Consider the following 21,587-nt stretch of genomic DNA (forward strand, 5'->3'; position numbering starts at 1 on the left):
GGCGCCATCCCGTCGGGGATTGGTGAAACTGCAGGACAGGGCGAGCGTCACTGACGGCGCTGCCCTGCCCCGCAGGAAACTCACTCGGCGTCGTCTTCCGCCTCGTCGCCGCCTTCACGCACGGCTTCTTCCGGCTGGAACTTCTCGCGCAGCTCGGCTTCCAGGCGCTCGGCGATCTGCGGGTTGTCGCGCAGATAGCCGCGGGCGTTGTCCTTGCCCTGGCCGATGCGTTCTTCACCGTAGCTGTACCAGGCGCCGGCCTTCTCGACCAGCTTGGCTTCCACGCCCATGTCGATCAGTTCGCCTTCGCGGCTGATGCCTTCGCCGTACAGGATCTCAGTGATGACCTGCTTGAACGGGGGCGCCAGCTTGTTCTTGACGACCTTGATCTTGGTCTGGTTGCCGATGATCTCGTCGCCCTTCTTGATCGCGCCGATACGGCGGATGTCCAGGCGGACGGAGGCGTAGAACTTCAGCGCGTTGCCGCCGGTGGTCACTTCCGGGCTCTGGCCCGGCATCATCACGCCGATCTTGTGGCGCAGCTGGTTGATGAAGACCACCAGGGTGTTGGACCGCTTGATGTTGCCGGTCAGCTTACGCAGCGCCTGGCTCATCAGACGGGCCTGCAGGCCCGGCAGCTGGTCGCCCATTTCGCCTTCGATTTCTGCCTTCGGCGTCAGCGCGGCGACCGAGTCGACCACCACGATGTCCACCGAGCTGGAGCGCACCAGCATGTCGGCGATTTCCAGCGCCTGCTCACCGGTATCGGGCTGCGAGAGCAGCAGGTCGTCCACGTTGACGCCCAGCTTGGCGGCGTAGATCGGATCCAGTGCGTGCTCGGCATCGATGAAGGCCGCAGTGCCGCCCTTCTTCTGGCATTCGGCGATCGCCTGCAGGGTCAGTGTGGTCTTGCCCGAGGATTCCGGACCGTAGATCTCCACCACACGGCCCTTGGGCAGGCCACCGATACCGAGGGCGATATCCAGCATCAGCGAACCGGTGGGGATGACCTCGACCGCTTCGACGACGCGGTCGCCCATGCGCATCACGGCGCCCTTGCCGAACTGCTTTTCGATCTGGCTCAGCGCGGCGGTGAGGGCGCGCTTTTTGTTTTCGTCCATCGGAGTGGTCCTTGCAGAGGTCGTATCGGTGGAGGTGCTGTCTTTGGAAGTCTTCTTGGCCATGGGTTCACTTTAAGGCTGGCGTATCGCACGGGCTGAGATTCTGCCCGGCGTTCGGAAAAAAATTATCGGACATCCGTACCAACCTCAGCAAAACCAGAGATGTGCCACAAAAGACCGCGCGTGATTCAAGGTAGAACAGGGTCAGCGGTTGGGCCGCAGCAACCCGCAATAGAGGCCTTCGATGGCGAAGTCCTGGTCGGGCAGCACTTCGATCGGCTTGTAATCGGGGTTGCGTGGCAGCAGGCGGATCCGGTCCTTGCCCATCTTCAGCAGCTTGACCGTGATCTCGTCATCGATGCGGGCCACGACGATCTGGCCGGAGCGGGCGTCACGGGTGCGGTGCACACCGATCAGGTCGCCGTCGAAGATGCCTTCGTCGATCATCGAGTCGCCCTGCACTTTCAGCAGGTAGTCCGGCGCGGGCGAGAAGAACACCCGGTCGAGCACCACGAAGTCGTCCGAGCCGATATCCGCGCCGATCGGCAGGCCGGCCGCGACCCGGCCCAGCACCGGCAGGCGCAGGACGTGGTCCGGCAGCGCCGAGGCGGGCAGCGATTCGGGCAGGCCGTTCTGCAGCGCCGGTGCCTGGACCAGCCGGATGCCGCGGGCCTGGCCGGGGATGCGACGGATCGCCCCGGCCTGCTCCAGCGCTTCCAGATGGTACTGGGCAGCGCGGACGCCCTTGAAGCCGAACGCACGGGCGATTTCCGTCTGCGACGGCGGTGCGCCATCGGTCTCTATACGCTCGGCGATCAACTGCAGGATCGCCTGCTGGGTATCGGTCAGGTCCATGGTTAGTAGTATTACTACTAACGATGCGGGCACGCAAGTGCCCGAAGAGAAAGAGGCCATAAAGGAAGGGCTGTCCCGCCGCGGCCGAAGCCTCAAGCGATCCCTGTAGCCACCGACCGTTGGTCGGTGAGGGTCAGGCATTCGTGGGCCGGATGAGGAGCAGCCACGCGCGGCGTGGCGCAACATACGGGCAGCGGTGACGGGTCGGTCAGGCAGGAGCGTCCGACCAACGGTCGGACCTGCACGGAATCCCCCGCTTACGCGGGAGATTCCGGGGAGCCTTCGGATCCCAGCGGTAAGAACCCTACGGGTTCTTGCCGCTGCGCCAGATCGAAAACAGGATCCACACGCCACAGAAGCCGGCGCCGATGAAGCCGGCCACGCCAAGCGCGAGCAGCCAGCGGCTGGAGATGCCACCGACGCTGTGCATGACGATCGAGGAGCCGATGATCAGCGCGGCGGTCACGATGCCCATCACCAGCCGGTTGGCGGCGCGGTTCACCTGGTCGCCGAAGCCCTGCAGCGCGGTGGTTTCGATCTTGAGCTGAAGCCGCCCGCGACGCGCCATCTGCAGCAGGCGGCGCACATCGCGCGGCAGATCGCCGACCAGGTCCATCACCCCGACCAGGCTGCGCTTGCCGCGCTTGAGCATCGCGCCGGGCGAGTAGCGCTGCCACATCACCCGCTCCAGATACGGACGCGCGGCACTGGCCATGTCGAACTGCGGGTCGAGCTGGCGGCCCATGCCTTCCAGGGTGAGGAAGGTCTTGATCATCAGCGCCAGATCGGCCGGCAGGGTCAGCGCGTACTGGCGCAGCAACTGAGTGATGTTGCCCAGCATCAGGCCCATGTGCAGGTCTTTCAGCGGCACCCCGCGATACTGGTCCACGAAGGTGCTGATGTCCTGCTGCAGCCGGGATTCGTCCACCTCCACGCCCCCGGCCCAGTCCAGCAGCACATCGGCCACCTGCTCCGGCTCCTGGGTGACCAGACCGTGCAGGAGCTGGGCGACCTGGAAGCGGCGCTGCTCGGAGATCGCGCCGACCATGCCGAAATCGATCACGCCGATGCGGCCGTCACGCAGGTAGATGATATTGCCCGGATGCGGATCAGCGTGGAAACAGCCGTCCTCCAGCACCATCTTCAGCACGATGCGCGCGCCGGTACGGGCCAACTGCACGCGGTCCAGACCGGCCGCATCGACACCGGCCAGATCGCGGCCGGGAATGCCGTCGACGAAGTCCTGCACGTTGAGGCTTTCGCAGGTCCACTGCCAGTGCACGTTGGGGATCAGGATGTCCGCGCGGCCCTGGAAGTTGCGGGCGATACGCTCGGCGTTGCGGCATTCGGCGGCAAAATCCAGCTCGCGGCGAAGCGAGACCTGGAACTGCTGCACCACCTCGGCCGGGCGGTAGCGCTGCATGTCCGGCAGTCGCGCTTCGACGATTTCGGCCAGCCGCGCCAGGAGACGCAGGTCGGCTTCGATCACCTCGCGGATGCCGGGGCGGCGGATCTTCAGCACCACGGCGGTGCCGTCATGCAGCGTTGCGCGATGCGCCTGCGCCAGCGAGGCGGCCGCCATCGGCGTTTCATCGAGCCAGGCGAAGACCTCGGTCGCCGGTGCGCCCAGATCGCGCTCCAGCTGATCACGCACCTGTGCGTACGGCAGCGCCGGCACGGCATTCTGGAGTTCGGAGAATTCAGCGATCCAATCCGGCGGGAACAGATCCACGCGGGTGGCCAGCACCTGGCCGAGTTTGACGAAGGTGGGGCCCAGGTCTTCCATCGCCCGGCGCACGCGCACCGGCGCGGTCATCCGCAGCATCTGCTGGGTGTCGTTCCAGTGCAGCAGCCGACCGGCACGCTCGAGCACATCGGCCAGGCCGATCCGGCGTACCAGATCGCCGAAGCCATAGCGGATCAGGACCGACGCGATTTCCTGCAATCGCCCCAGGTCACGCACGGTACCCAGCGTCTCCCACATCGGCCCACTCTCCTGTCAGCACACCCGGTCAGGATGTCACAACAGCGGGAAGATTCCCGTCAGCGCCTGCTGCACGGTCTGCCGCCGTATGGCTTCGCGGTCGCCATCAAACTGGAACAATTGCGCACGGGCATAGCCGCCACGGCCTTTCCAGCCGATCCACACGCTGCCGACCGGTTTGTCCTCGCTGCCGCCGCCGGGCCCGGCAATGCCGGTCACCGCCACGGCGATGCCGGCGCCGGAATTGATCAATGCACCAGAGACCATTTCCAGCACGGTCTCGCGGCTGACTGCGCCGAACTGTTCCAGCGTCTGCGCGCGCACGCCCAGCAGGCGTTGCTTGGCTTCGTAGCTGTAGACCACCATGCCGCAATCGAAGAATGCCGAGGAGCCAGCGATATCGGTCATCGCTTTGGCGATCCAGCCGCCACTGCAGCTCTCAGCGGTGACCAGCTGCAACGAGGCCTGCTGCAGGCGCTGGCCCACGTCACTGGCGAGGGCGCCCAGCTCGGCGTCGGAAGGAACGGTCATGGGGAATCCTGGATCAACGGGGGGACGAACGCCCCCCCTGTTTTAGCCGAAATCGTGGGTGATGTCCTGTGTTGCCGGGTGCGACAAGGGGTCGCTCACCCTCAGGATCATGGGCGCCGGCCAGCGGCCGGCTCACTCCTCACCACTCCGGGAGCTTTTCCGGAAGCATCGCGCGGATCGGTTCGCCGCCCTCGCCGGCTGCCAGCTTCTCGGCCTCGGCGATCGGGATTTCCACCTGGAGCAGCCAGCCATCTTCGTCGGTGGCTTCACTGCGCACCACTTCCAGCTGGTGCAGGCGCGAACGCAGGCGACCGGCACTCGGCGGCAGCCGCAGCTCGCCACTGACGTGCTGCAGGCCCAGCCGCTTGCCCAGGACGGACTGCAGCAGCGGCAGGCCGACGTTGTCGCGGGCGGAAATCCAGACCCGCTCGCGGCGCGCGTTGTCGGGGATGCCGTCCTGGCCGTCGTGACGCACGTCGGCCCCGTCGATGCGGTCGATCTTGTTGAACACCAGCAACTGCGGCAGATCGCCCGCGCCGATGGCGGTCAGCACTTCATCGACCTGTGCGATGCGCTCCTCACGGTGCGGATCGGCAGCATCGACCAGATGCAGCAGGAAGTCCGCTTCGCGGGCTTCGGACAAGGTGGACCGGAACGCGGCCACCAGATCATGCGGCAGGTCGCGCACGAAGCCGACGGTGTCAGCCAGCACAACGCTGCCGCCCGGCAGTGCGATGCGGCGCACGGTCGGGTCCAACGTGGCAAACAACTGGTCCGCGGCATACGCCTCGGCGCCGGTCAGTGCGTTGAACAGGGTCGACTTGCCGGCATTGGTATAGCCCACCAGCGCCACGCGCGGCAGCTCGCTGCGCAGGCGGGCACGGCGCATCTGGGTGCGCTGCACTTCCACCTTTTCCAGCTTCTTCTGCAGCTGCTCCACCCGCTTCTGCAGCAGGCGGCGATCGGTTTCCAGCTGGGTTTCACCCGGGCCTCGCAGGCCGATCGAACCGCCGCGCTGGCGCTCCAGATGGGTCCAGCCGCGGATCAGCCGCGTGGACATGTGGCGCAGCTGCGCCAGCTCGACCTGCAGCTTGCCTTCGTGGCTGCGCGCGCGCTGGGCGAAGATGTCCAGGATCAGCCCGGTACGGTCGATCACGCGCCGCTCCAGGAACCGCTCCAGGTTGCGCTCCTGCCCCGGCGACAGCGCATGATTGACCAGGATCAGGTCGGCGCCGGTGGCGTCGGCCGCGGCCTTGACCTCATCCAGCTTGCCGCTGCCGATCAGGATCGACGGATTGGGCCGATCGATGCGCGCGGTCAGCGTAGCCGCGATGCTGGCCCCGGCGGAGCGGGCCAGATCGGTGAACTCTTCCAGCACGTCGTCTTCGAGCCGGCCGGCATGCGGCTGGATCAGGAGTGCGTGTTCGCCTCGCTTGGAACGGTCAAACACGCAGTTCTCCAGAATTCTTCACGCTATCACTCAACGTCGTCATCACCTTGGACGCCATCGGCGCCATCGTTGGATTGCACATAGCCACCCCCGGGCCCAACCTTCACGTTGCGTGCCGGCACCACGGTCGAGATGGCGTGCTTGTACACCATCTGGCTCACCGTATTGCGCAGCAGCACCACGAACTGGTCGAACGATTCAATCGTTCCCTGCAGCTTGATGCCATTGACCAGATACACCGACACCGGCACACGTTCGCGCCGAAGTGCATTCAGAAACGGATCCTGCAGCGATTGCCCCTTGGACATTGCACACTCCTGATTATTGTTTTTATGGTTTTCCGGCAGTTGCCACGGCCCCCGCCGCCCGCCGGAACCCTTGATGGTACACGGGGTGGGTGGGTGAGCGCGTGGACTCAGCGGTCGACGAAGGCCGACACCGCATCCGCCAGGGAAGCCCTGTCTAGATGGGGATCGAACCAGCGCGCATCAAGCTCCCCGCGCAGCCAGGTCAGCTGGCGCTTGGCCAGCTGGCGGGTGGCCTGGATGCCGCGTTCACGGAACAGCTCGGCCGTCCCCTGCCCGTCCAGATACTCCCAGGCCTGCCGGTAGCCCACCGCCCGCACGGCCGGCAGATCCAGCGGCGCCGCCACCTCCGCCATGGCCGGCAGGGCCCGCAGCGCCCGGACTTCGTCCAGGAACCCGTGGCCCAGCATCGCGTCGAAACGCGTTTCGATGCGCTGGTGCAGCACCGTGCGCTCGCGCGGGGCGAGGATCAGTTTGAGCGCCCGCACCGGCAGCCGGTCCACACCGGGCAGCTTCTGCCACTCGCTGATCGGGGTGCCGGTCAGGCGATGGACTTCCAGCGCGCGCTGGATACGCTGCGGGTCGGTGGCATGAATACGCTTTGCCGCTGCCGGATCGATGCCGGCGAGCTGGGCATGCATCGCCGCCCAGCCCTGCTCGGCCGCCTCGGCGGCGATCTGCGCGCGCACCGCCGGATCGGCTTCAGGCATCGGCGACAGACCCTGCAGCAGGGCGCGGAAGTACAGCCCGGTGCCACCGGCCAGAATCGGCATCCGCCCGCGCGCAATGATGTCGCGGACGGCCTGCGCGGCGTCGCTGGCGAACTCCGCCGCCGAATAGGTCTGCCACGGGTCGCGCACATCGAGCAGGTGGTGCGGCGCCTGCGCGCGCTCGGCCGCGTCGGGCTTGGCCGAGCCGATATCCAGCCCGCGGTAGACCAGCGCCGAATCGACGCTGACGATCTCACCGTCCAGCTGCTGGGCCAGCGCGATCGCGGTGGCGGTCTTGCCCGACGCGGTCGGGCCCATCACCGCGATGGCCAGCGGGCGCTGATCGACGGCCATCAGTCCTCGTCCGGCCAGCGCGGCATCGTCGGGGCCGCCGACACCCTCGGCATTGGCACGGCATCGACCGCCGCCCATACCTTCAAGGCGTCGACCGTGGCCACGACATCGTGCACCCGCAGCAGCATCGCGCCACGCTGGGCCGCGATCAGGTGCGCGGCGACGGAACCGGCCACGCGGTCACGCGGCTGCTCACGACCGGTCAGCTCTCCGATGCTGCGCTTGCGCGACAGGCCGGCCAGCATCGGCACACCCAGCTCGAGAAAGCGGTCCGAGCGCGCCAGCAGGATCATGTTGTGTTCGGTGGTCTTGCCGAAGCCGAAGCCCAGATCGATGATCAGGTGCTTCTTGGCGACGCCGGCCATCTCGGCCTGGAACATGCGCTCGGTCAGGAAGCGATGCACCTCGGCGACCACGTCGTCGTAATGCGGGGTGTCCTGCATGCTGCCGGGCTCGCCCTGCATGTGCATCAGCACCACCGGCACGCCGAGTTCGGCGGCGGCCTCCAGCGCACCGGGCTGGCGCAGCGCATGAATGTCATTGATCAGACCGGCACCCACCGCCACGGCGGCACGCATCACCTCAGGCTTGAAGGTGTCGATGCTGATCGGCACGGCGGTTTCGCGTACCAGACGCTCAATTACCGGGATGACCCGGCGCAGCTCTTCGTCCAGCGGCACCGGCGCACTTCCAGGCCGCGTCGACTCGCCGCCGATGTCGAGCAGGTCCGCGCCTTCGGCCACCAGCTGCAGGCCGTGCGCGACCGCGGCATCGACACTGTCGTGCTCACCGCCGTCGGAAAACGAATCCGGGGTGACATTGACGATGCCCATGACCCGCGGGCGATCCAGCCGCAGCAGGCGGCCGCCGCAATCAAGCTGGGGAGAAATGTCGAACATGGGCAGATCCACGAAGTACGCCAGCGCGTAGTTTACGCTGGCGCACCGGACCGGCCGTCAGAGGTCGCCGAGGCGGGCCCCATCGACCGGCTTGGCCAGCCAGATCGCCAGATCGTTGCCGATCGCATTGACCGTGCGCTCGAGCACATCGCACGAACCCTTGAAGCCGGCAAACGCGCCACCGCGCGACACGCGGCGTGCGGTGACCGTGGCCACCTGCTGACCGTTCTCGAACAGCACGCCGCGCGCGGCGGCGGACTTGAAGTGGCCGATGAACGCATTGCCGGCGCTCTGCGCCTCCACCAGTTCCAGCTTCAATACATGTCCGCTGCCGGTGTTCACCGGATCACTGCCGAAGACGATGGTATTGCCATGCGCCGGGGCATTCTTGCCCAGCGCGGTCGCCAGCTGAGCGCCCATCCGGCACTCGGCCTTGATGTTCTCGGCGATGATCGCCGCGTCGTTGAACGGCACCGGATCCTGCACGTGGATCTCGGCCGCCATGACCGGCGTGGCACAGCACAGCAGCGCAGCAACGGCTGCGCGCATCGAATGACGCATGAAAGTCCCCCTGGAAAGTGTGTCGGCCGATCCCCCGGCCATGCCCGACCGCGGCATGCGACGCGGGCATGCGCATCGTGCCCACTGACGGCCGCGCGCGCAAGCACTCAGCGCTGGCGGCGCTTGCGCTCCACGTAGACGGTCTTGGCGATGCTCATCAGCACCCCTACCGCGATGCCGATGCCGGCGCCGAGCAGGAAGTTGTCGCGGGTCAGGCCGATGGCCACGCCGATCATCGTGGCGATCACCATTTCGGTGGTGTGCGAGATCGGCTGCGGTGGGGGTGCGGACATGGCGACTCCAGAACGGGAACGAAAACAGAGCGACATTATGACCCGCCGGAAACGACGAAGGCCGGGTTTCCCCGGCCTTCTTCACTTACGTGGGCACCACTCAGATCTGCTCGGCGGGACCGGCGATCGGCGACACGGGACGGGCATCGCCGCCCTTGTCGTTGTTGTTGCCACCATCCTTGTTGCTGGGGGACTTGTCCCAGCCTGCCGGCGGCGGCGGATCGCGGCCTTCCATCACGGCGTTGATCTGCGGCGCATCGATGGTCTCGTACTGCAGCAGCAGCTGGGACATCGTGTGCAGCTTGTCGAGGTTGGCGGTCAGCAGCTCGGTGGTACGGGCGTAAGCCTTGTCCAGGATGCTGCGGACCACTTCATCGATACGGCGCGCGGTGTCGTCCGACACGCTCTTGTGCTGCGTCACCGAACGGCCGAGGAACACTTCATCGTCCTCTTCGCCGTAGGCGATCGGGCCGAGCTCGTCGGACAGGCCCCACTTGGTGACCATGTTGCGGGCCATCTTGGTGGCGCGCTCGATGTCGTTGGAGGCACCCGTGGTGACCTTGTCGGTACCGAAGATCAATTCTTCGGCGACACGGCCACCGTACAACGAGCACAGCTGCGATTCGATCGCCACGCGGTTCATCGAGTACTTGTCGCCTTCCGGCAGGTACATCGTCACGCCCAGCGCACGACCGCGCGGAATGATGGTGACCTTGTAGACCGGATCGTGCTCGGGCACCAGACGGCCGACGATGGCGTGGCCGGCTTCGTGATACGCGGTGAGCGTCTTTTCTTCTTCGCTCATCGCCATCGAACGGCGCTCGGCACCCATCAGGATCTTGTCGCGGGCACGATCGAAGTGATCCATGCGGACTTCCTTCTCACCGCCACGCGCCGCGAACAGCGCCGCTTCGTTGGCCAGGTTGGCCAGGTCCGCACCCGAGAACCCCGGCGTACCGCGCGCGATCACCATCGGCTCGACATCGTCGGCCAGCGGCAGCTTGCGCATGTGTACCTTGAGGATCTGCTCGCGGCCCTTGACGTCCGGCAGGCCGACCACGACCTGGCGGTCGAAACGGCCCGGGCGCAGCAGCGCCGGATCCAGCACGTCCGGACGGTTGGTGGCGGCGATGACGATCACGCCCTCGCCCCCCTCGAAGCCGTCCATTTCGACCAGCAGCTGGTTCAGGGTCTGCTCGCGCTCGTCATGACCGCCGCCGAGACCGGCGCCACGGTGACGACCGACGGCGTCGATTTCATCGATGAAGATGATGCACGGCGCCTGCTTCTTGGCCTGCTCGAACATGTCGCGCACGCGGCTGGCGCCGACGCCGACGAACATTTCCACGAAGTCCGAACCGGAGATCGAGAAGAACGGGACCTTGGCCTCGCCGGCAATCGCACGGGCCAGCAGGGTCTTGCCGGTACCCGGCGGGCCGACCATCAGCACGCCGCGCGGGATCTTGCCGCCCAGCTTGGTGAACTTGGTCGGGTCGCGCAGGAAGTCGACCAGCTCGCCCACTTCTTCCTTGGCTTCATCGCACCCGGCGACGTCGGCGAAGGTGACCTTGATCTGGTCCTCGCCCTGCAGCTTGGCGCGCGACTTGCCGAAGGACATCGCGCCCTTGGCACCGCCACCACCGCCCTGCATCTGGCGCATGATGAAGATCCAGAAGCCGATGATCAGGATCACCGGGAGGAAATTCATCAGGATCGCGCCCAGCGAGATGCCGCTGGAGGGCGGCGCCTGCTCGAATTCCACTTTCTTGCCGCGCAGCACGTTGATCAGGTCGCGATCGTAGGGCGCGGTGATGGTGCTGGTCTGGCCGCTGCGGGTGGTGTAGGTCACATCATTGGCACCGCCGCGCATTTCGCCCAGCACTACTTTCTGGATGTTGCCGCTGTCCACCTGGTCCAGGAACTGCGAGTACGTCGCCCCCTGCGCGCCGGCTCCGCTGCTCTTTGGCGAGAAGCTCTGGAAGACCACCATCAGCACGACGGCGACGACCACCCATAGCAGGAGGTTCTTGGTCAAGTCGTTCATCCTCATTGGCTCCGGTGTTCCTCTAATTCCTGACGCGATTCGTATGGTTGAGCTTACTTGATCTGCGCGCGTTTTCCCTGCCCCAAGGCGTACACCTCGGGCGAGCGCTTACGGGACGCTTCAGGCTTGCGGATCACCACTTTGTCGTACCGGCGGCGCATCTCGCGCACGTAGTCGTCAAAGCCCACGCCCTGGAACAGCTTGATCAGGAACGCGCCACCGGGCTTGAGATGGTTGTCGGCAAAATCCAACGCCAACTCCGCCAGGTGCATCATCCGCGGTTGGTCCACCGCGTCCATTCCACTCTTATTGGGGGCCATATCCGAGAGCACAAGGTCTACCGGCTGATCCCCCAGCAGGGCTTCGAACTCCGATAGAACGGCTTGCTCCCTGAAGTCACCGTGAAGGAACTCCACACCCGCCAGCGGCGGCATCTCAAGGATGTCCAGGGCCAGCACCCGGCCGGTGTCCCCGATCTGACGGCGGACCTGCTGGGACCAGCCGCCCGGGGCGGCGCCCAGGTCGACCACCACCATGTGCGGCTTCAGCAGCCGATCGCGCTGCAGCAGCTCCTCCAGCTTGTAGGCCGCGCGCGAGCGCATGCCCTCGGCCTGGGCCTTCTTCACGAAGGGGTCGGCGAAGTGCTCTTTCAACCAGCGTTGACTGCTTTTGCTACGGGTTGCCATTGAGATGCGGGTCGGATGGGGAGGTCATGATACCCTGATCGCCCCAGTTAACCGCTTGTTCCTGAATGGCTATCGCCCTGACGTCTTCCCAAACCCGTTTCCTCCGCGGCCACGCGCATGATCTGAAAGCCCTGCTGCAGATCGGCGGCAAAGGGGTGACACCGGCCTTCCTGGCTGAGCTGGAAGAGGTGCTGGAGCGCCACGAGCTGATCAAGGTCAAGGTCGCCGCCGAAGACCGCGAGGCCCGTGACGCCATCATCGCCGAGCTGGTCGGTGCCAGCGAGAGCGCGCTGGTGCAGCGGATCGGTCATGTGGCCGTGCTGTACCGTCCGAGCAAGGAACAGCGCCAGATCGTCCTGCCGCGCGGCTGATCCCGGAACGCCCATGCAGCTGAGCCACGAAATCCCCGATTACGCCTACGCCCTGCGCGCCGCCGATGGCCGCAGCGCGAAGGTGAATGACCGGACCCTGGCCGCCAGTTTCATCCTGGCCCCGGATACGCTGATCGAAGCCTGGCCGGTGACCGACATCGCCCAGCTCACGCCCGAGCACCTGCAGCCGGTGCTGGCATTGAATCCGGCGCTGGTGGTACTGGGCACGGGCGACACCCAGGTGTTCCCGCCCGCTGCGGTCATGGCGGCCTGCCTGACCCGCGGAATCGGCCTGGAAGTGATGAACAACCCCGCCGCCGCGCGGACGTTCAACATCCTCGCCAGCGAGGGTCGCAAGGTGGCCGCGGCCTTCATCCTGAAGGGGTGAGACCGCGCGTTTCGTTCAGAAAAGGCCGCCCTGTGAGGCGGCCTTTTTCGTTCTTACTTCGGCGGCAGATACATCAACGGATCGACCGGCTTGCCGTTGTAGCGGATCTCGAAGTGCAGCATGTCGCGCGCCGCGCCGGTGCGGCCCATCTCCGCGATCTGCTCGCCCGCCTTCACGCTCTGGCCTTCGTTGACCAGTCGCTTGCGGTTGTGGCCATAGGCTGACAACCACTGATCGCTGTGCTTGATGATGATCAGCTCGCCGAAACCGACCAGACCGGCACCGGAGTACACCACCACGCCGGCAGCCGTCGCACGGACCGGCTGGCCACTGGTGCCGGCAATGTCCACGCCCTGCTTGGTCGCTTCACCGGCGACGAAACGACCGACGATCGCGCCATCGGCCGGCCAGCGCCAGCTGATGTTGCTCTTGATCGCGGTGGTCGGTGCCGGGGTCGCAGCCGGTGCACCGGTGCCCGGGCGCGGCGCGGTGACCACGGTGGTCGGCGCGCGGGCGGGACTGCCACCCGTGCCGCCCGGATACAGCCGCAGCGACTGGCCGGGATAGATCGTGTACGGCTCGGCCAGCCCGTTCCAGGCGGCCAGATCGCGCGGGGTGATGTTGTGGATGCGCGCAAGTGCATACAGCGTGTCGCCACGGCGGACGACAGCGGTCTGGCCGGGCTTGGCCACCGAGGTCTGCGGGGTGGTGTGGGCCACACGGCCGCCCGAACCCGAAGGCCGCACCACGGTGGCGGTGCCACAGGCGCTCAGCGCCGACACCACCAGCAGCAGCGCGCCGGTGCGCACTCCCTTGCTCAAACGATCAGCACTCATGCGAACTTCGCTCTCCATACAAGCCAGGCCACCAGCACGACCACCAGCGCGGTCGCGATCCAGCCCAGCGGTTCAATCCAACGGCGCAGCGCAGCTTCCGCGCGCGGCCCGCCAATACGAATGACCGCCGCCAGCACGTACACGCGCTTGCCACGGCCGATCAACATGCTCAGGAAATACTGCGGCAACGGCACGCCGACGATACCCGATGCCCATGTGAAGACCTTCATCGGGATCGGCATGAAGCCGCCCAGCACCAGGAAGGTGAACACTGCCCACGGCGACTCGGCCATCTTGGCCTGCACGATGGCGATGCCACCTTCGATGCTGCTGAGCATGCCCAGCGCGGCAAACACCGGCTTGAGGGCTTCGAAGGCGAAGTGACCCAGGGCGTAACCGACCAGCGCGCCGGCCATGGAGCCGATCAGACTGAGCGTGGCGAACCACCAGCCGCGTTTGGGCTGCGCGACGCACATCGGCGCGAGCATCACCTCGGGCATCACCGGGAAGATGATGGCCTCGATGAAACTCAATACCGTCAGATAGGTCGGGGCGCGCTCGTGTGCGGCCCACTTCATTGCCCGCTCGTACAGCGGACCAAAAATCTTCATGACGCAACGCTCCTTGGAATCAGTCCAGCATGCCAGACAGCAGCGGTACGAACGTGACCGGTGCCAGTACCTGCTGTTCAACACTGCCGTCATCGCGACGGGTCAACTGGATCAGCGACTGCGCGCCGGGGCCACCGACCGGGGCAACCAGGCGGCCACCGACGGCAAGCTGCTCGACCAGCGCATCGACCAGCGCCGATGCGGCCGCGGTCACCACGATCGCATCGTACGGGCCATGCTCGGCCCAGCCGACGCGGCCGTCGTCATGTTTGCTGCGGATGTTCATGCCCAACGCCCGGAAGCGCTTGCGTGCCTGGCGCAGCAGGTCGCCGATGCGCTCGACCGTGTAGACCTCCAGCCCGATCGCGCCCAGCACGGCAGCCTGATAGCCCGAGCCGGTACCCACTTCCAGCACCGTCTTCGGCGCGGACTCCAGCACCGCTTCGGTCATGCGCGCCACCACCCACGGTTGCGAAATGGTCTGGCCATGGCCGATTGGCAGCGCGGTGTCTTCATAGGCGCGCGAGGCCAGCGCTTCATCGATGAACAGATGACGCGGCACCACACGGATCGCATTGAGGGTGGCTTCGTCGGTGATGCCGGCGTCGCGCAGGCGGTCGACCAGACGATCGCGGACACGCTGGGAGGTCATGCCGATGCCGACGGCTTCGGGCTGCAGGCGCAGGCGCGGGCTCATGCCGGCCGATCCAGTGCGGCGGTCAGCCCACCCACCCAGCTGGCCACCTTCTCCAGCGCCTGGTAGCGCGTGAGATCGACCTGGATCGGGGTGATGGAGATATACCCGTTGCGCACCGCATGGAAGTCCGTGCCGGGGCCGGAATCCTGCTCGCGCCCGGCCGGGCCGATCCAGAACACCTGGTTGCCGCGCGGGTCGCGCTGGGCGATGCAGCCTTCAGCGCGGTGCCGGTTGCCCAGGCGGGTCACTTCAAACCCTCGCACCTCGCTCCACGGCAGGTCCGGCACGTTGACGTTGAGGATGGTGTCAGCGGGCAGCGGATCGGCCTTGAGGCGGGTCACGATCTCGACCGCGGCGCGCGCGGCGGTCTCGAAATGGCGCGGCTCGTGATTGTGCGTGACCAGCGACATCGCCACCGCTGGCAGCCCCAGGAAACGCCCTTCCATCGCCGCCGAGACGGTGCCGGAGTAGATGACGTCGTCGCCGAGATTGGCCGCGTTGTTGATGCCCGACACCACCATGTCCGGCTCGTACTCGAGCATGCCGGTCAGGGCCAGGTGCACGCAGTCGGTGGGGGTGCCGGCCACCGAGCAGGTGTAGTGGTCGATACGCTTCATGCGGATCGGCAGGTCCAGGGTCAGCGAATTGCTGGCCCCGGAACGATCACGATCCGGCGCGACCACGGTCACTTCATGCCCGGCGTCACGCAAACCCGTGGCGAGCATCTTGATGCCCGGTGCATCGACACCGTCGTCGTTGCTGACCAGAATCCGCATCTGCGATTTAACCGCTTGATTTTTCAAGACTTCGATTCCATCACTTCCCACTGTTGGCGGCGGTGGCCCTGCCCCTTCCGGAGCGGGACGACCGCGCAAGTGCGTCCGCTATTGTGCCGCAAGCAGACAGATCGTCCTACCCCGATAACGGTAGGCATCGCCCCTCCTGCCCATTAGGCTGTACGCATGTCACATCCTGAAGACGAAGATCCTGCGGCGCTGTTCCGCGCCGCCATCGGCGAGGTCACGCCGCTGCGCAAGGTGGTCACGCCCCCGCCGGCCACGCCGCGGCCGAAGCCCCGCGCGCGGATGGCCGAGCAGGATGAACAGGAGGCGCGGGGGGAGTTTGCCCGGCTGCTGCGTGACAGCGCGCCGCTGGAAGCCGGTGATACCGCAAGCTACCGGCGCGAGAATCTGCCGCCACGGATGTTCCAGCGGCTCAAGCGAGGCCAGTATTCCGTGCAGGACGAACTGGACCTGCATGGTGCGACCGTGGCCCAGGCCGAGGCGCTGGTCCGGCAGTTCCTGGTGGAAGCGCACGCGCACGACTATGGCTGCGTGCGCATCATCCATGGCAAGGGGCTGCAGTCCGACGGCGGCGCACCGGTGCTGAAGAACCTGGTGGATCGCCTGCTGCGGCTGCGCAATGACGTGCTGGCGTTCCATTCCGCGCCTGCCGGCCAAGGCGGGACGGGCGCTGTGCTGGTGCTGCTGAGCAACCGGTAACGACGGAGCCGGGATCAACGCCACGCACCGCGCGCGGTAGAGCCGACCAACGATCGGCTCTACGCAATTATCGGTGCCGGGAGGGAAGGCCGCCGACCAGCGGTCGGCGCTAGGCAGCTCAGGTGTCGGCCTGGCTGGCGTCTTCCACCGGCCCCAGCTCGTGCAGCACCGCCGTGGCATAGCAGCCCGGCGGCAACGCGAAGCTGAGTTCCAGCACGTCCGCCGCCAGCCACTGATGCTGCAGCATGGCCGGACGCAGGCGCAGCGCGCGACGTTCCTGCTTCAGGCGGGCGCTTTCCAGGCCGGCGCGCAGTGCAAGCGACTGTTCATCGGCGACAGCGCCCAGCTCCAGCTCCGCGGCGGCACCGGTGCTGCGCAGCTCACCTTCGCCCCACAACGGGCCGCTGGGATGAATATCGAAGCGTCCGAGGCGATCAGCCAGCAGATCCGTCCACGGCTCCGGGCCGAACACACTGCGGCTGCCATCGAGCATCCAGACCTCGCCGTCCAGCGGGGTGTCCCAGTTGCCCTGCTCCACGCGCGCCGCCAGCACCTGGTTGAACAGTGCAGAGCGCGCGGCCGAGAGCAGCAGCGAGCGCTGATCGGGCCGCATGCGGCGGCCACCGAACATCGCCAGCGCGGCCGGTACGTTGCCACCATCGCGACCGAAGCGCTGCTCACCGAACCAGTTCGGCAGGCCGCGCGAGGCGATATGGGACAGGCGCTCTTCGATGGCCGCGGCATCGCCGCGCACATCGCGCAGCACCAGCTTGAAGCGGTTGCCAGCCAGAGCACCGCGCTGCAGTTTGCGGTTGTGCCAGGTCGACTCGATCACGTCGATCTCATCGGAGGCCAGCAGCGCCGGATCCGGCGCCACGCGCTTGGGCAGGTGCACGCTGAAGCGCTGCGTGGTGACCGCGTGGCGATCCTTCATGCCGGCGTAGCTGACCCCCATGTCCGGCAGCCCGGCCCACTTGGCCAGCACCTTGGCGACGTGCACGGTATTGGCGCCGCGCTTGCGGATCGTCAACAGCAGGTGCTCGCCCTCGCCGCTCGGCTCGAACGCCGGCAGTTCGTCCACCTGGAAATCCTCGGGCGTGCTGCGGATCTTCGCGCTGAGCAGCGGCGCACCGAACGCCAGCGGCAACGGGATCACAGGGCCACCAACAGCACGCTGGCCTGGGCAGCGATACCCTCGCTGCGGCCGGTGAAGCCCAGCTTTTCCGAGGTGGTGGCCTTCACGCTCACACAGTCCAACGCGATGCCGAGCACGCCAGCGATGCGCTCACGCATGGCCAGCGCGTGCGGGCCGACCTTGGGCCGCTCGCAGATCACGGTGATGTCGGTGTTGCCAACCTGCCAGCCGCGCTCACGCAACAGCCCGTTGCAATGATCCAGCAGGTGGGCGCTGTCGGCGCCCTTCCAGCGCATGTCGGTCGGCGGGAAATGCACGCCGATGTCGCCCAGTGCCAGCGCACCGAGCATCGCATCGCACAGCGCATGCAGGATCACATCGCCGTCGCTGTGCGCGAGCACGCCGCAGCTGTGCGCGACGCGGATACCGCCGAGCATGACGTGGTCGCCCTCGCCGAAGGCATGGACGTCGTAGCCCTGTCCGATGCGGAAGGGAGGAAACTGGGGCGTGGTCATTGCGAAAAACCTGCGGTTGGGTGCGGCGCGTGCGGACGTCAGGGGTCGCGACGCGACAACACGAATTCGAAACGGGACAGATCAGCCGGGGTGGTGACCTTGAAGTTGTCTTCGCTGCCTTCCACCAGCAGCGGGCGCAGCCCCTGGCGCTCCATGGCCATGGCCTCGTCGGTGACCTCCACGCCGGCGTCGGCCGCTTCCTGCAGCGCGCGCGCCAACTGGTGGCGGCGGAACAGCTGCGGGGTCAGCGCACGCCACAGGCGTTCACGCGGCTCGGTGGCATCGATACCACCGTCATCGCCGGCACGCTTGAGCGTGTCGCGAACCGGTGCGGCCAGGATCGCGCCGACCGGGTCGGCACGGCCGACTTCCAGCAGGCGACCGAGATCGGCCGCAGCCAGGTTCGGACGCGCGGCGTCGTGCACCAGTACGAAATCATCGGCGCGCACGTCATCGGGCAACGCACGCAGGCCGGCCAGCACCGAACCGGCGCGGGTCGCACCGCCGATGCAGGTCAGAATGGGTTTGTCCGCCAGTGACTGCCAGCCCGGCCAATCGGCATCGTTCTCGGCGACCACCACCATCACCCCGGCAACGACCGGGTGCGAGAGCAGTGCCTCGAGGGTATGGGCCAGCAACACGCGGTCACCAGCCAGCAGATACTGTTTCGGCGTGGGCCCGCCGAAGCGGGTGCCACGGCCGGCAGCAGGCACCACCGCCCAGATGCCCGCCATCAGGGCACATCCTGGTGCGGCGCATCCGGATCGGTGACGGCCGTCGGCGCGCGCGGCGGCGGCACCGGCGCATCTTCGACCACGCGGTAGAACTTCTCGCCGGGCTTGATCATGCCCAGCTCGCTGCGCGCGCGTTCTTCGATGGCCGCCTCGCCTTCCTTGAGGTCCTTGACCTCGGCAGCGAGTGCATCGTTGCGCTGCTGCAGGCCGGCGTTGTCCCGCTTCTGGTTCTCGACCTGGGCCTCGAGCATCATCACTTCGCCCGAGTTGCCCGGTCCAAACCAGAAGCGGTACTGCAGCCATGCGAGCAGCAGCGCGAGCACCAGCAGCAGCCAGCGCCAGTTGCGCATGGGATCAGCGCTTCAGCGACACGAACGCGTCACGACCGGCGTAACGCGCGCCGGCACCGAGGGCTTCCTCGATACGCAGCAGCTGGTTGTACTTGGCCACGCGATCGCTGCGGCACAGCGAGCCGGTCTTGATCTGGGTGGCGGTGGTGGCCACGGCGATGTCGGCGATGGTGGTGTCTTCGGTTTCGCCCGAACGGTGCGAGACGATCGAGGCGTAGTTGGCCGCGTGCGCCATGGCGATCGCTTCCAGGGTCTCGGTCAGGGTGCCGATCTGGTTGACCTTGATCAGGATCGCGTTGGCGGTACCGGACTCGATGCCTTCCTTGAAGATCTTCGGGTTGGTGACGAACAGATCATCGCCCACCAGCTGCACCTTGTTGCCGATGCGGTCGGTCAGCAGCTTCCAGCCGGCCCAGTCGTTCTCGGCCAGGCCGTCTTCGATGGTCACGATCGGGTACTGCGCGGCCCAGTCGGCAAGGAAGTCGACGAACTGCTCGGAGGTCAGGCGCTTGTTCTCGCCCACCAGGTTGTACTTGCCGTTCTCGTAGAACTCGCTGGAGGCCACGTCCAGGCCCAGCAGCACGTCTTCACCGGCGGTGTAGCCGGCCTTGCCGATGGCTTCCAAGATGGTGTCCAGTGCCTCGACGTTGCTGCGGAAGTCCGGCGCGAAGCCGCCTTCGTCGCCCACCGCCGTGCTCAAGCCATGGCCCTTGAGCACCGACTTGAGCGAATGGAAGATTTCGGTACCGGCACGCAGCGACTCGGAGAACGAGGTGAAGCCGACCGGCAGCACCATGAATTCCTGGAAATCGACGTTGTTGTCGGCATGCGCGCCGCCGTTGATGATGTTCATCATCGGCACCGGCAGGGTCACGTCGCGGCCGTTGGCCAGGTGCTGCCACAGCGCCTGCTTCTTCGAGGCGGCTACGGCGTGAGCATTGGCCAGCGAAACCCCCAGCAGCGCGTTCGCGCCCAGGCGGCCCTTGTTCTCGGTGCCGTCCAGATCGATCAGGCGGCGGTCGAGGCCTTCCTGGTCGGCGGCATCGAAGCCCTTCAGCGCGGTGGCAATCGTGGTGTTGACGTTGGACACGGCGTTGCGCACGCCCTTGCCCAGGTAACGGGTCTTGTCGCCGTCACGCAGTTCCACGGCTTCCTTGGTGCCGGTCGAGGCGCCCGAAGGCACGGCGGCACGACCGAACGAGCCGTCCTCGAGGATGACTTCGGCTTCCAGCGTGGGGTTGCCACGGCTGTCGAGGATTTCACGGGCGTGGATGCTGCGGATCGTGGTCATAGCGGGCCGGTTACCAGTCAGAGAGGGGAGGCGCCGCCAATGCAGCGCCGAAAAAAACATGCCACGTGATTATCCCTGCACACCCGTCACTTGCCAAATCGGCGTGGCGGCCGGCAGTACGTCGGCCACGATGGCCTGGCGCGAGACCAGCGACGGGATCAACAGCACCACCAGCAACAGCGCCAGCAACGCGAGCGCGACGCCACCACCGGCGGGCTGCCGGCGCAGCCGGACTGCCAGCACGCTGGCGATCACGCAGGCCAGCGCGGCGGTGCCGGTCAGCGACAACGTCACCAGCAGCATCGGCATCACCGAGCGCAAGGCGTTGTCGCCATCGCCGGGCGAGCCGACGCTGGCGAACATCAGCACCACCTGCAGGAACACGCCGCACCAGACCGCGATCGCCGCACCCAGCGCGATCCAGCCCCAGGCCCACCCACGCCAGCCGCGGCGCACCGCGGGTGACGCCTGAACGTCACCCATCATGCGAAGCGCGAGAACCCATGCTTCTTGGTGACCGCGTCGAGTTCCATCAGGGTTTCGAGCAGTTCTTCCATGCGGTCCAGCGGCCACGCGTTGGGGCCATCGGACAGCGCCTTGGACGGATCCGGGTGGGTCTCGGCGAACAGGCCCGACACCCCCACAGCGACCGCCGCACGCGCCAGCACCGGCACGAACTCGCGCTGGCCACCGGAGCTGTTGCCCTGCCCGCCCGGCAGCTGTACCGAATGGGTGGCATCGAACACGACCGGGCAACCGGTATCGCGCATCACCGACAGCGAACGCATGTCACTGACCAGGTTGTTGTAACCGAAGCTGGCGCCGCGCTCGCAGACCATGATGTCCTGGTTGCCGGTCGCCTTGGCCTTCTCCACGACAGGCTTCATGTCCCACGGGGACAGGAACTGGCCCTTCTTGATGTTGACCGGCTTGCCGGTGGCACACACCTTGGTGATGAAATCGGTCTGGCGCACCAGGAAGGCCGGCGTCTGCAGCACGTCCACCACCGAGGCCACTTCGTCCATCGGGGTGTATTCGTGCACGTCCGTCAGCACCGGCACGCCGATCTGCTTCTTCACTTCGGCCAGGACCTTCAGGCCTTCTTCCATGCCCGGACCGCGGAAGGCGGTGCCCGAGGTGCGGTTGGCCTTGTCGAAGCTCGACTTGAAGATGAAGTTGATGCCGAGGCGATCGGTGATTTCCTTCAACTTGCCCGCCACGTCCAGCTGCAGCTGCATCGACTCGATCACACACGGGCCGGCGATCAGGAACAGGGGCTGGTCCAGCCCGACGTCGAATCCACACAGTTTCATGGCATTTCCTTGTTGTCCGGCAAACGCTGGCCAGGCCAGCCGCCGTGGGTG

At 66.6% G+C, this 21,587-nt stretch carries 26 protein-coding genes; 3 read left to right on the forward strand and 23 right to left on the reverse strand.

What is annotated here, in order from left to right:
* Positions 1-80: 80 nt before the first annotated feature.
* The 12 genes from recA to rlmE form a co-directional block, all read right to left on the reverse strand.
* Positions 81-1,121: a recombinase RecA gene (gene recA / locus AC13F7_RS07255; protein ID WP_481468122.1), complete on the reverse strand. Its 1,041-nt coding sequence runs from the start codon at positions 1,119-1,121 to the stop codon at positions 81-83.
* Positions 1,122-1,325: 204 nt separating this feature from the next.
* Complete coding sequence (lexA, locus tag AC13F7_RS07260) at positions 1,326-1,976, reverse strand: transcriptional repressor LexA (protein WP_121041795.1); 651 nt, start codon at positions 1,974-1,976, stop codon at positions 1,326-1,328.
* A 304-nt stretch (positions 1,977-2,280) separates the two neighbouring features.
* Positions 2,281-3,960 (reverse strand): 2-polyprenylphenol 6-hydroxylase, encoded by a 1,680-nt coding sequence (gene ubiB, locus AC13F7_RS07265; RefSeq protein WP_482999716.1) that lies wholly within the window; start codon positions 3,958-3,960, stop codon positions 2,281-2,283.
* A gap of 36 nt (positions 3,961-3,996) precedes the next feature.
* Entirely contained in the window at positions 3,997-4,491 is a 495-nt protein-coding gene (locus AC13F7_RS07270; protein ID WP_019183317.1) for a CinA family protein, read from the reverse strand.
* 139 nt (positions 4,492-4,630) lie between these two features.
* The gene (hflX, locus tag AC13F7_RS07275) at positions 4,631-5,941 is read right to left on the reverse strand and encodes a ribosome rescue GTPase HflX (RefSeq protein WP_482999717.1); all 1,311 of its coding nucleotides are present in this window, start codon (positions 5,939-5,941) and stop codon (positions 4,631-4,633) included.
* A 26-nt stretch (positions 5,942-5,967) separates the two neighbouring features.
* Positions 5,968-6,249 carry an RNA chaperone Hfq gene (hfq, locus tag AC13F7_RS07280; protein ID WP_123728913.1) on the reverse strand — a complete coding sequence of 94 codons (282 nt, stop codon included), beginning with the start codon at positions 6,247-6,249 and terminating at the stop codon, positions 5,968-5,970.
* Between the two features lie 107 nt (positions 6,250-6,356).
* Entirely contained in the window at positions 6,357-7,310 is a 954-nt protein-coding gene (miaA, locus tag AC13F7_RS07285; RefSeq protein WP_482999718.1) for a tRNA (adenosine(37)-N6)-dimethylallyltransferase MiaA, read from the reverse strand.
* Entirely contained in the window at positions 7,310-8,209 is a 900-nt protein-coding gene (gene folP, locus AC13F7_RS07290; RefSeq protein WP_482999719.1) for a dihydropteroate synthase, read from the reverse strand. The genes miaA and folP overlap by 1 nt, the downstream gene beginning before the upstream one ends.
* A 57-nt stretch (positions 8,210-8,266) precedes the next feature.
* Entirely contained in the window at positions 8,267-8,770 is a 504-nt protein-coding gene (locus AC13F7_RS07295) for a hypothetical protein (protein ID WP_482999720.1), read from the reverse strand.
* A gap of 107 nt (positions 8,771-8,877) precedes the next feature.
* A complete protein-coding gene (locus AC13F7_RS07300; RefSeq protein ID WP_346470326.1) occupies positions 8,878-9,063 on the reverse strand; it encodes a hypothetical protein in 186 nt (61 codons plus the stop codon).
* A 100-nt stretch (positions 9,064-9,163) separates the two neighbouring features.
* Entirely contained in the window at positions 9,164-11,107 is a 1,944-nt protein-coding gene (gene ftsH / locus AC13F7_RS07305) for an ATP-dependent zinc metalloprotease FtsH (RefSeq protein WP_259260289.1), read from the reverse strand.
* A 53-nt stretch (positions 11,108-11,160) separates the two neighbouring features.
* Entirely contained in the window at positions 11,161-11,793 is a 633-nt protein-coding gene (rlmE, locus tag AC13F7_RS07310; protein WP_481470089.1) for a 23S rRNA (uridine(2552)-2'-O)-methyltransferase RlmE, read from the reverse strand.
* Positions 11,794-11,858: 65 nt separating this feature from the next.
* Between rlmE and yhbY the strand changes: the two genes are divergently transcribed.
* The gene (gene yhbY, locus AC13F7_RS07315) at positions 11,859-12,164 is read left to right on the forward strand and encodes a ribosome assembly RNA-binding protein YhbY (protein WP_346470325.1); all 306 of its coding nucleotides are present in this window, start codon (positions 11,859-11,861) and stop codon (positions 12,162-12,164) included.
* Positions 12,165-12,177: 13 nt separating this feature from the next.
* Positions 12,178-12,552: an Mth938-like domain-containing protein gene (locus AC13F7_RS07320; RefSeq protein ID WP_176989637.1), complete on the forward strand. Its 375-nt coding sequence runs from the start codon at positions 12,178-12,180 to the stop codon at positions 12,550-12,552.
* Positions 12,553-12,605: 53 nt separating this feature from the next.
* Here AC13F7_RS07320 and AC13F7_RS07325 read toward each other — a convergent pair whose 3' ends face one another.
* From AC13F7_RS07325 to surE, 4 genes are read right to left on the reverse strand one after another with little or no spacing between them, the layout of a single operon-like run.
* Positions 12,606-13,388 (reverse strand): peptidoglycan DD-metalloendopeptidase family protein, encoded by a 783-nt coding sequence (locus tag AC13F7_RS07325; RefSeq protein WP_481470091.1) that lies wholly within the window; start codon positions 13,386-13,388, stop codon positions 12,606-12,608.
* Entirely contained in the window at positions 13,385-13,999 is a 615-nt protein-coding gene (locus AC13F7_RS07330; RefSeq protein WP_353084376.1) for a YqaA family protein, read from the reverse strand. Before AC13F7_RS07330 ends, AC13F7_RS07325 begins: the two co-directional genes overlap by 4 nt.
* Positions 14,000-14,018: 19 nt before the next feature.
* Positions 14,019-14,696, reverse strand: a complete 678-nt coding sequence (locus AC13F7_RS07335) for a protein-L-isoaspartate(D-aspartate) O-methyltransferase (RefSeq protein ID WP_482999721.1) — start codon at positions 14,694-14,696, stop codon at positions 14,019-14,021.
* Complete coding sequence (gene surE, locus AC13F7_RS07340) at positions 14,693-15,472, reverse strand: 5'/3'-nucleotidase SurE (RefSeq protein ID WP_346470320.1); 780 nt, start codon at positions 15,470-15,472, stop codon at positions 14,693-14,695. Before surE ends, AC13F7_RS07335 begins: the two co-directional genes overlap by 4 nt.
* A gap of 186 nt (positions 15,473-15,658) precedes the next feature.
* Here surE and AC13F7_RS07345 point away from each other — a divergent pair, with 186 nt between their 5' ends.
* Positions 15,659-16,198 (forward strand): Smr/MutS family protein, encoded by a 540-nt coding sequence (locus AC13F7_RS07345; protein ID WP_482999722.1) that lies wholly within the window; start codon positions 15,659-15,661, stop codon positions 16,196-16,198.
* 118 nt (positions 16,199-16,316) lie between these two features.
* On the opposite strand, the gene truD is transcribed toward AC13F7_RS07345, so the two are convergent.
* The 7 genes from truD to kdsA form a co-directional block, all read right to left on the reverse strand.
* The gene (gene truD / locus AC13F7_RS07350; protein ID WP_482999723.1) at positions 16,317-17,354 is read right to left on the reverse strand and encodes a tRNA pseudouridine(13) synthase TruD; all 1,038 of its coding nucleotides are present in this window, start codon (positions 17,352-17,354) and stop codon (positions 16,317-16,319) included.
* Positions 17,351-17,848, reverse strand: a complete 498-nt coding sequence (gene ispF, locus AC13F7_RS07355; RefSeq protein WP_481470094.1) for a 2-C-methyl-D-erythritol 2,4-cyclodiphosphate synthase — start codon at positions 17,846-17,848, stop codon at positions 17,351-17,353. Before ispF ends, truD begins: the two co-directional genes overlap by 4 nt.
* A gap of 38 nt (positions 17,849-17,886) precedes the next feature.
* Positions 17,887-18,585 carry a 2-C-methyl-D-erythritol 4-phosphate cytidylyltransferase gene (gene ispD, locus AC13F7_RS07360; protein ID WP_483000113.1) on the reverse strand — a complete coding sequence of 233 codons (699 nt, stop codon included), beginning with the start codon at positions 18,583-18,585 and terminating at the stop codon, positions 17,887-17,889.
* On the reverse strand, positions 18,582-18,932 hold the full coding sequence (gene ftsB / locus AC13F7_RS07365; RefSeq protein ID WP_265310090.1) for a cell division protein FtsB: 351 nt from the start codon (positions 18,930-18,932) through the stop codon (positions 18,582-18,584). Before ftsB ends, ispD begins: the two co-directional genes overlap by 4 nt.
* 4 nt (positions 18,933-18,936) lie before the next feature.
* The gene (eno, locus tag AC13F7_RS07370; RefSeq protein WP_121041757.1) at positions 18,937-20,223 is read right to left on the reverse strand and encodes a phosphopyruvate hydratase; all 1,287 of its coding nucleotides are present in this window, start codon (positions 20,221-20,223) and stop codon (positions 18,937-18,939) included.
* A 69-nt stretch (positions 20,224-20,292) separates the two neighbouring features.
* Positions 20,293-20,709 carry a hypothetical protein gene (locus tag AC13F7_RS07375; RefSeq protein WP_482999724.1) on the reverse strand — a complete coding sequence of 139 codons (417 nt, stop codon included), beginning with the start codon at positions 20,707-20,709 and terminating at the stop codon, positions 20,293-20,295.
* Positions 20,706-21,536, reverse strand: coding sequence for a 3-deoxy-8-phosphooctulonate synthase (kdsA, locus tag AC13F7_RS07380; protein ID WP_088433181.1), 831 nt, complete (start codon positions 21,534-21,536; stop codon positions 20,706-20,708). Before kdsA ends, AC13F7_RS07375 begins: the two co-directional genes overlap by 4 nt.
* Positions 21,537-21,587 lie beyond the last annotated feature (51 nt).

Source organism: Stenotrophomonas sp. K-6 (genome assembly GCF_056861555.1).

Bases quoted from the DNA above. Each gene is read 5' to 3' on its own strand.
- recA (WP_481468122.1), bottom strand. From the start codon at position 1,121: ATGGACGAAAACAAAAAGCGCGCCCTCACCGCCGCGCTGAGCCAGATC.
- lexA (WP_121041795.1), bottom strand. From the start codon at position 1,976: ATGGACCTGACCGATACCCAGCAGGCGATCCTGCAGTTGATCGCCGAG.
- ubiB (WP_482999716.1), bottom strand. From the start codon at position 3,960: ATGTGGGAGACGCTGGGTACCGTGCGTGACCTGGGGCGATTGCAGGAA.
- AC13F7_RS07270 (WP_019183317.1), bottom strand. From the start codon at position 4,491: ATGACCGTTCCTTCCGACGCCGAGCTGGGCGCCCTCGCCAGTGACGTG.
- hfq (WP_123728913.1), bottom strand. From the start codon at position 6,249: ATGTCCAAGGGGCAATCGCTGCAGGATCCGTTTCTGAATGCACTTCGG.
- miaA (WP_482999718.1), bottom strand. From the start codon at position 7,310: ATGGCCGTCGATCAGCGCCCGCTGGCCATCGCGGTGATGGGCCCGACC.
- folP (WP_482999719.1), bottom strand. From the start codon at position 8,209: ATGTTCGACATTTCTCCCCAGCTTGATTGCGGCGGCCGCCTGCTGCGG.
- AC13F7_RS07295 (WP_482999720.1), bottom strand. From the start codon at position 8,770: ATGCGTCATTCGATGCGCGCAGCCGTTGCTGCGCTGCTGTGCTGTGCC.
- AC13F7_RS07300 (WP_346470326.1), bottom strand. From the start codon at position 9,063: ATGTCCGCACCCCCACCGCAGCCGATCTCGCACACCACCGAAATGGTG.
- ftsH (WP_259260289.1), bottom strand. From the start codon at position 11,107: ATGAACGACTTGACCAAGAACCTCCTGCTATGGGTGGTCGTCGCCGTC.
- rlmE (WP_481470089.1), bottom strand. From the start codon at position 11,793: ATGGCAACCCGTAGCAAAAGCAGTCAACGCTGGTTGAAAGAGCACTTC.
- yhbY (WP_346470325.1), top strand. From the start codon at position 11,859: ATGGCTATCGCCCTGACGTCTTCCCAAACCCGTTTCCTCCGCGGCCAC.
- AC13F7_RS07320 (WP_176989637.1), top strand. From the start codon at position 12,178: ATGCAGCTGAGCCACGAAATCCCCGATTACGCCTACGCCCTGCGCGCC.
- AC13F7_RS07325 (WP_481470091.1), bottom strand. From the start codon at position 13,388: ATGAGTGCTGATCGTTTGAGCAAGGGAGTGCGCACCGGCGCGCTGCTG.
- AC13F7_RS07330 (WP_353084376.1), bottom strand. From the start codon at position 13,999: ATGAAGATTTTTGGTCCGCTGTACGAGCGGGCAATGAAGTGGGCCGCA.
- AC13F7_RS07335 (WP_482999721.1), bottom strand. From the start codon at position 14,696: ATGAGCCCGCGCCTGCGCCTGCAGCCCGAAGCCGTCGGCATCGGCATG.
- surE (WP_346470320.1), bottom strand. From the start codon at position 15,472: ATGCGGATTCTGGTCAGCAACGACGACGGTGTCGATGCACCGGGCATC.
- AC13F7_RS07345 (WP_482999722.1), top strand. From the start codon at position 15,659: ATGTCACATCCTGAAGACGAAGATCCTGCGGCGCTGTTCCGCGCCGCC.
- ispF (WP_481470094.1), bottom strand. From the start codon at position 17,848: ATGACCACGCCCCAGTTTCCTCCCTTCCGCATCGGACAGGGCTACGAC.
- ftsB (WP_265310090.1), bottom strand. From the start codon at position 18,932: ATGCGCAACTGGCGCTGGCTGCTGCTGGTGCTCGCGCTGCTGCTCGCA.
- eno (WP_121041757.1), bottom strand. From the start codon at position 20,223: ATGACCACGATCCGCAGCATCCACGCCCGTGAAATCCTCGACAGCCGT.
- AC13F7_RS07375 (WP_482999724.1), bottom strand. From the start codon at position 20,709: ATGATGGGTGACGTTCAGGCGTCACCCGCGGTGCGCCGCGGCTGGCGT.
- kdsA (WP_088433181.1), bottom strand. From the start codon at position 21,536: ATGAAACTGTGTGGATTCGACGTCGGGCTGGACCAGCCCCTGTTCCTG.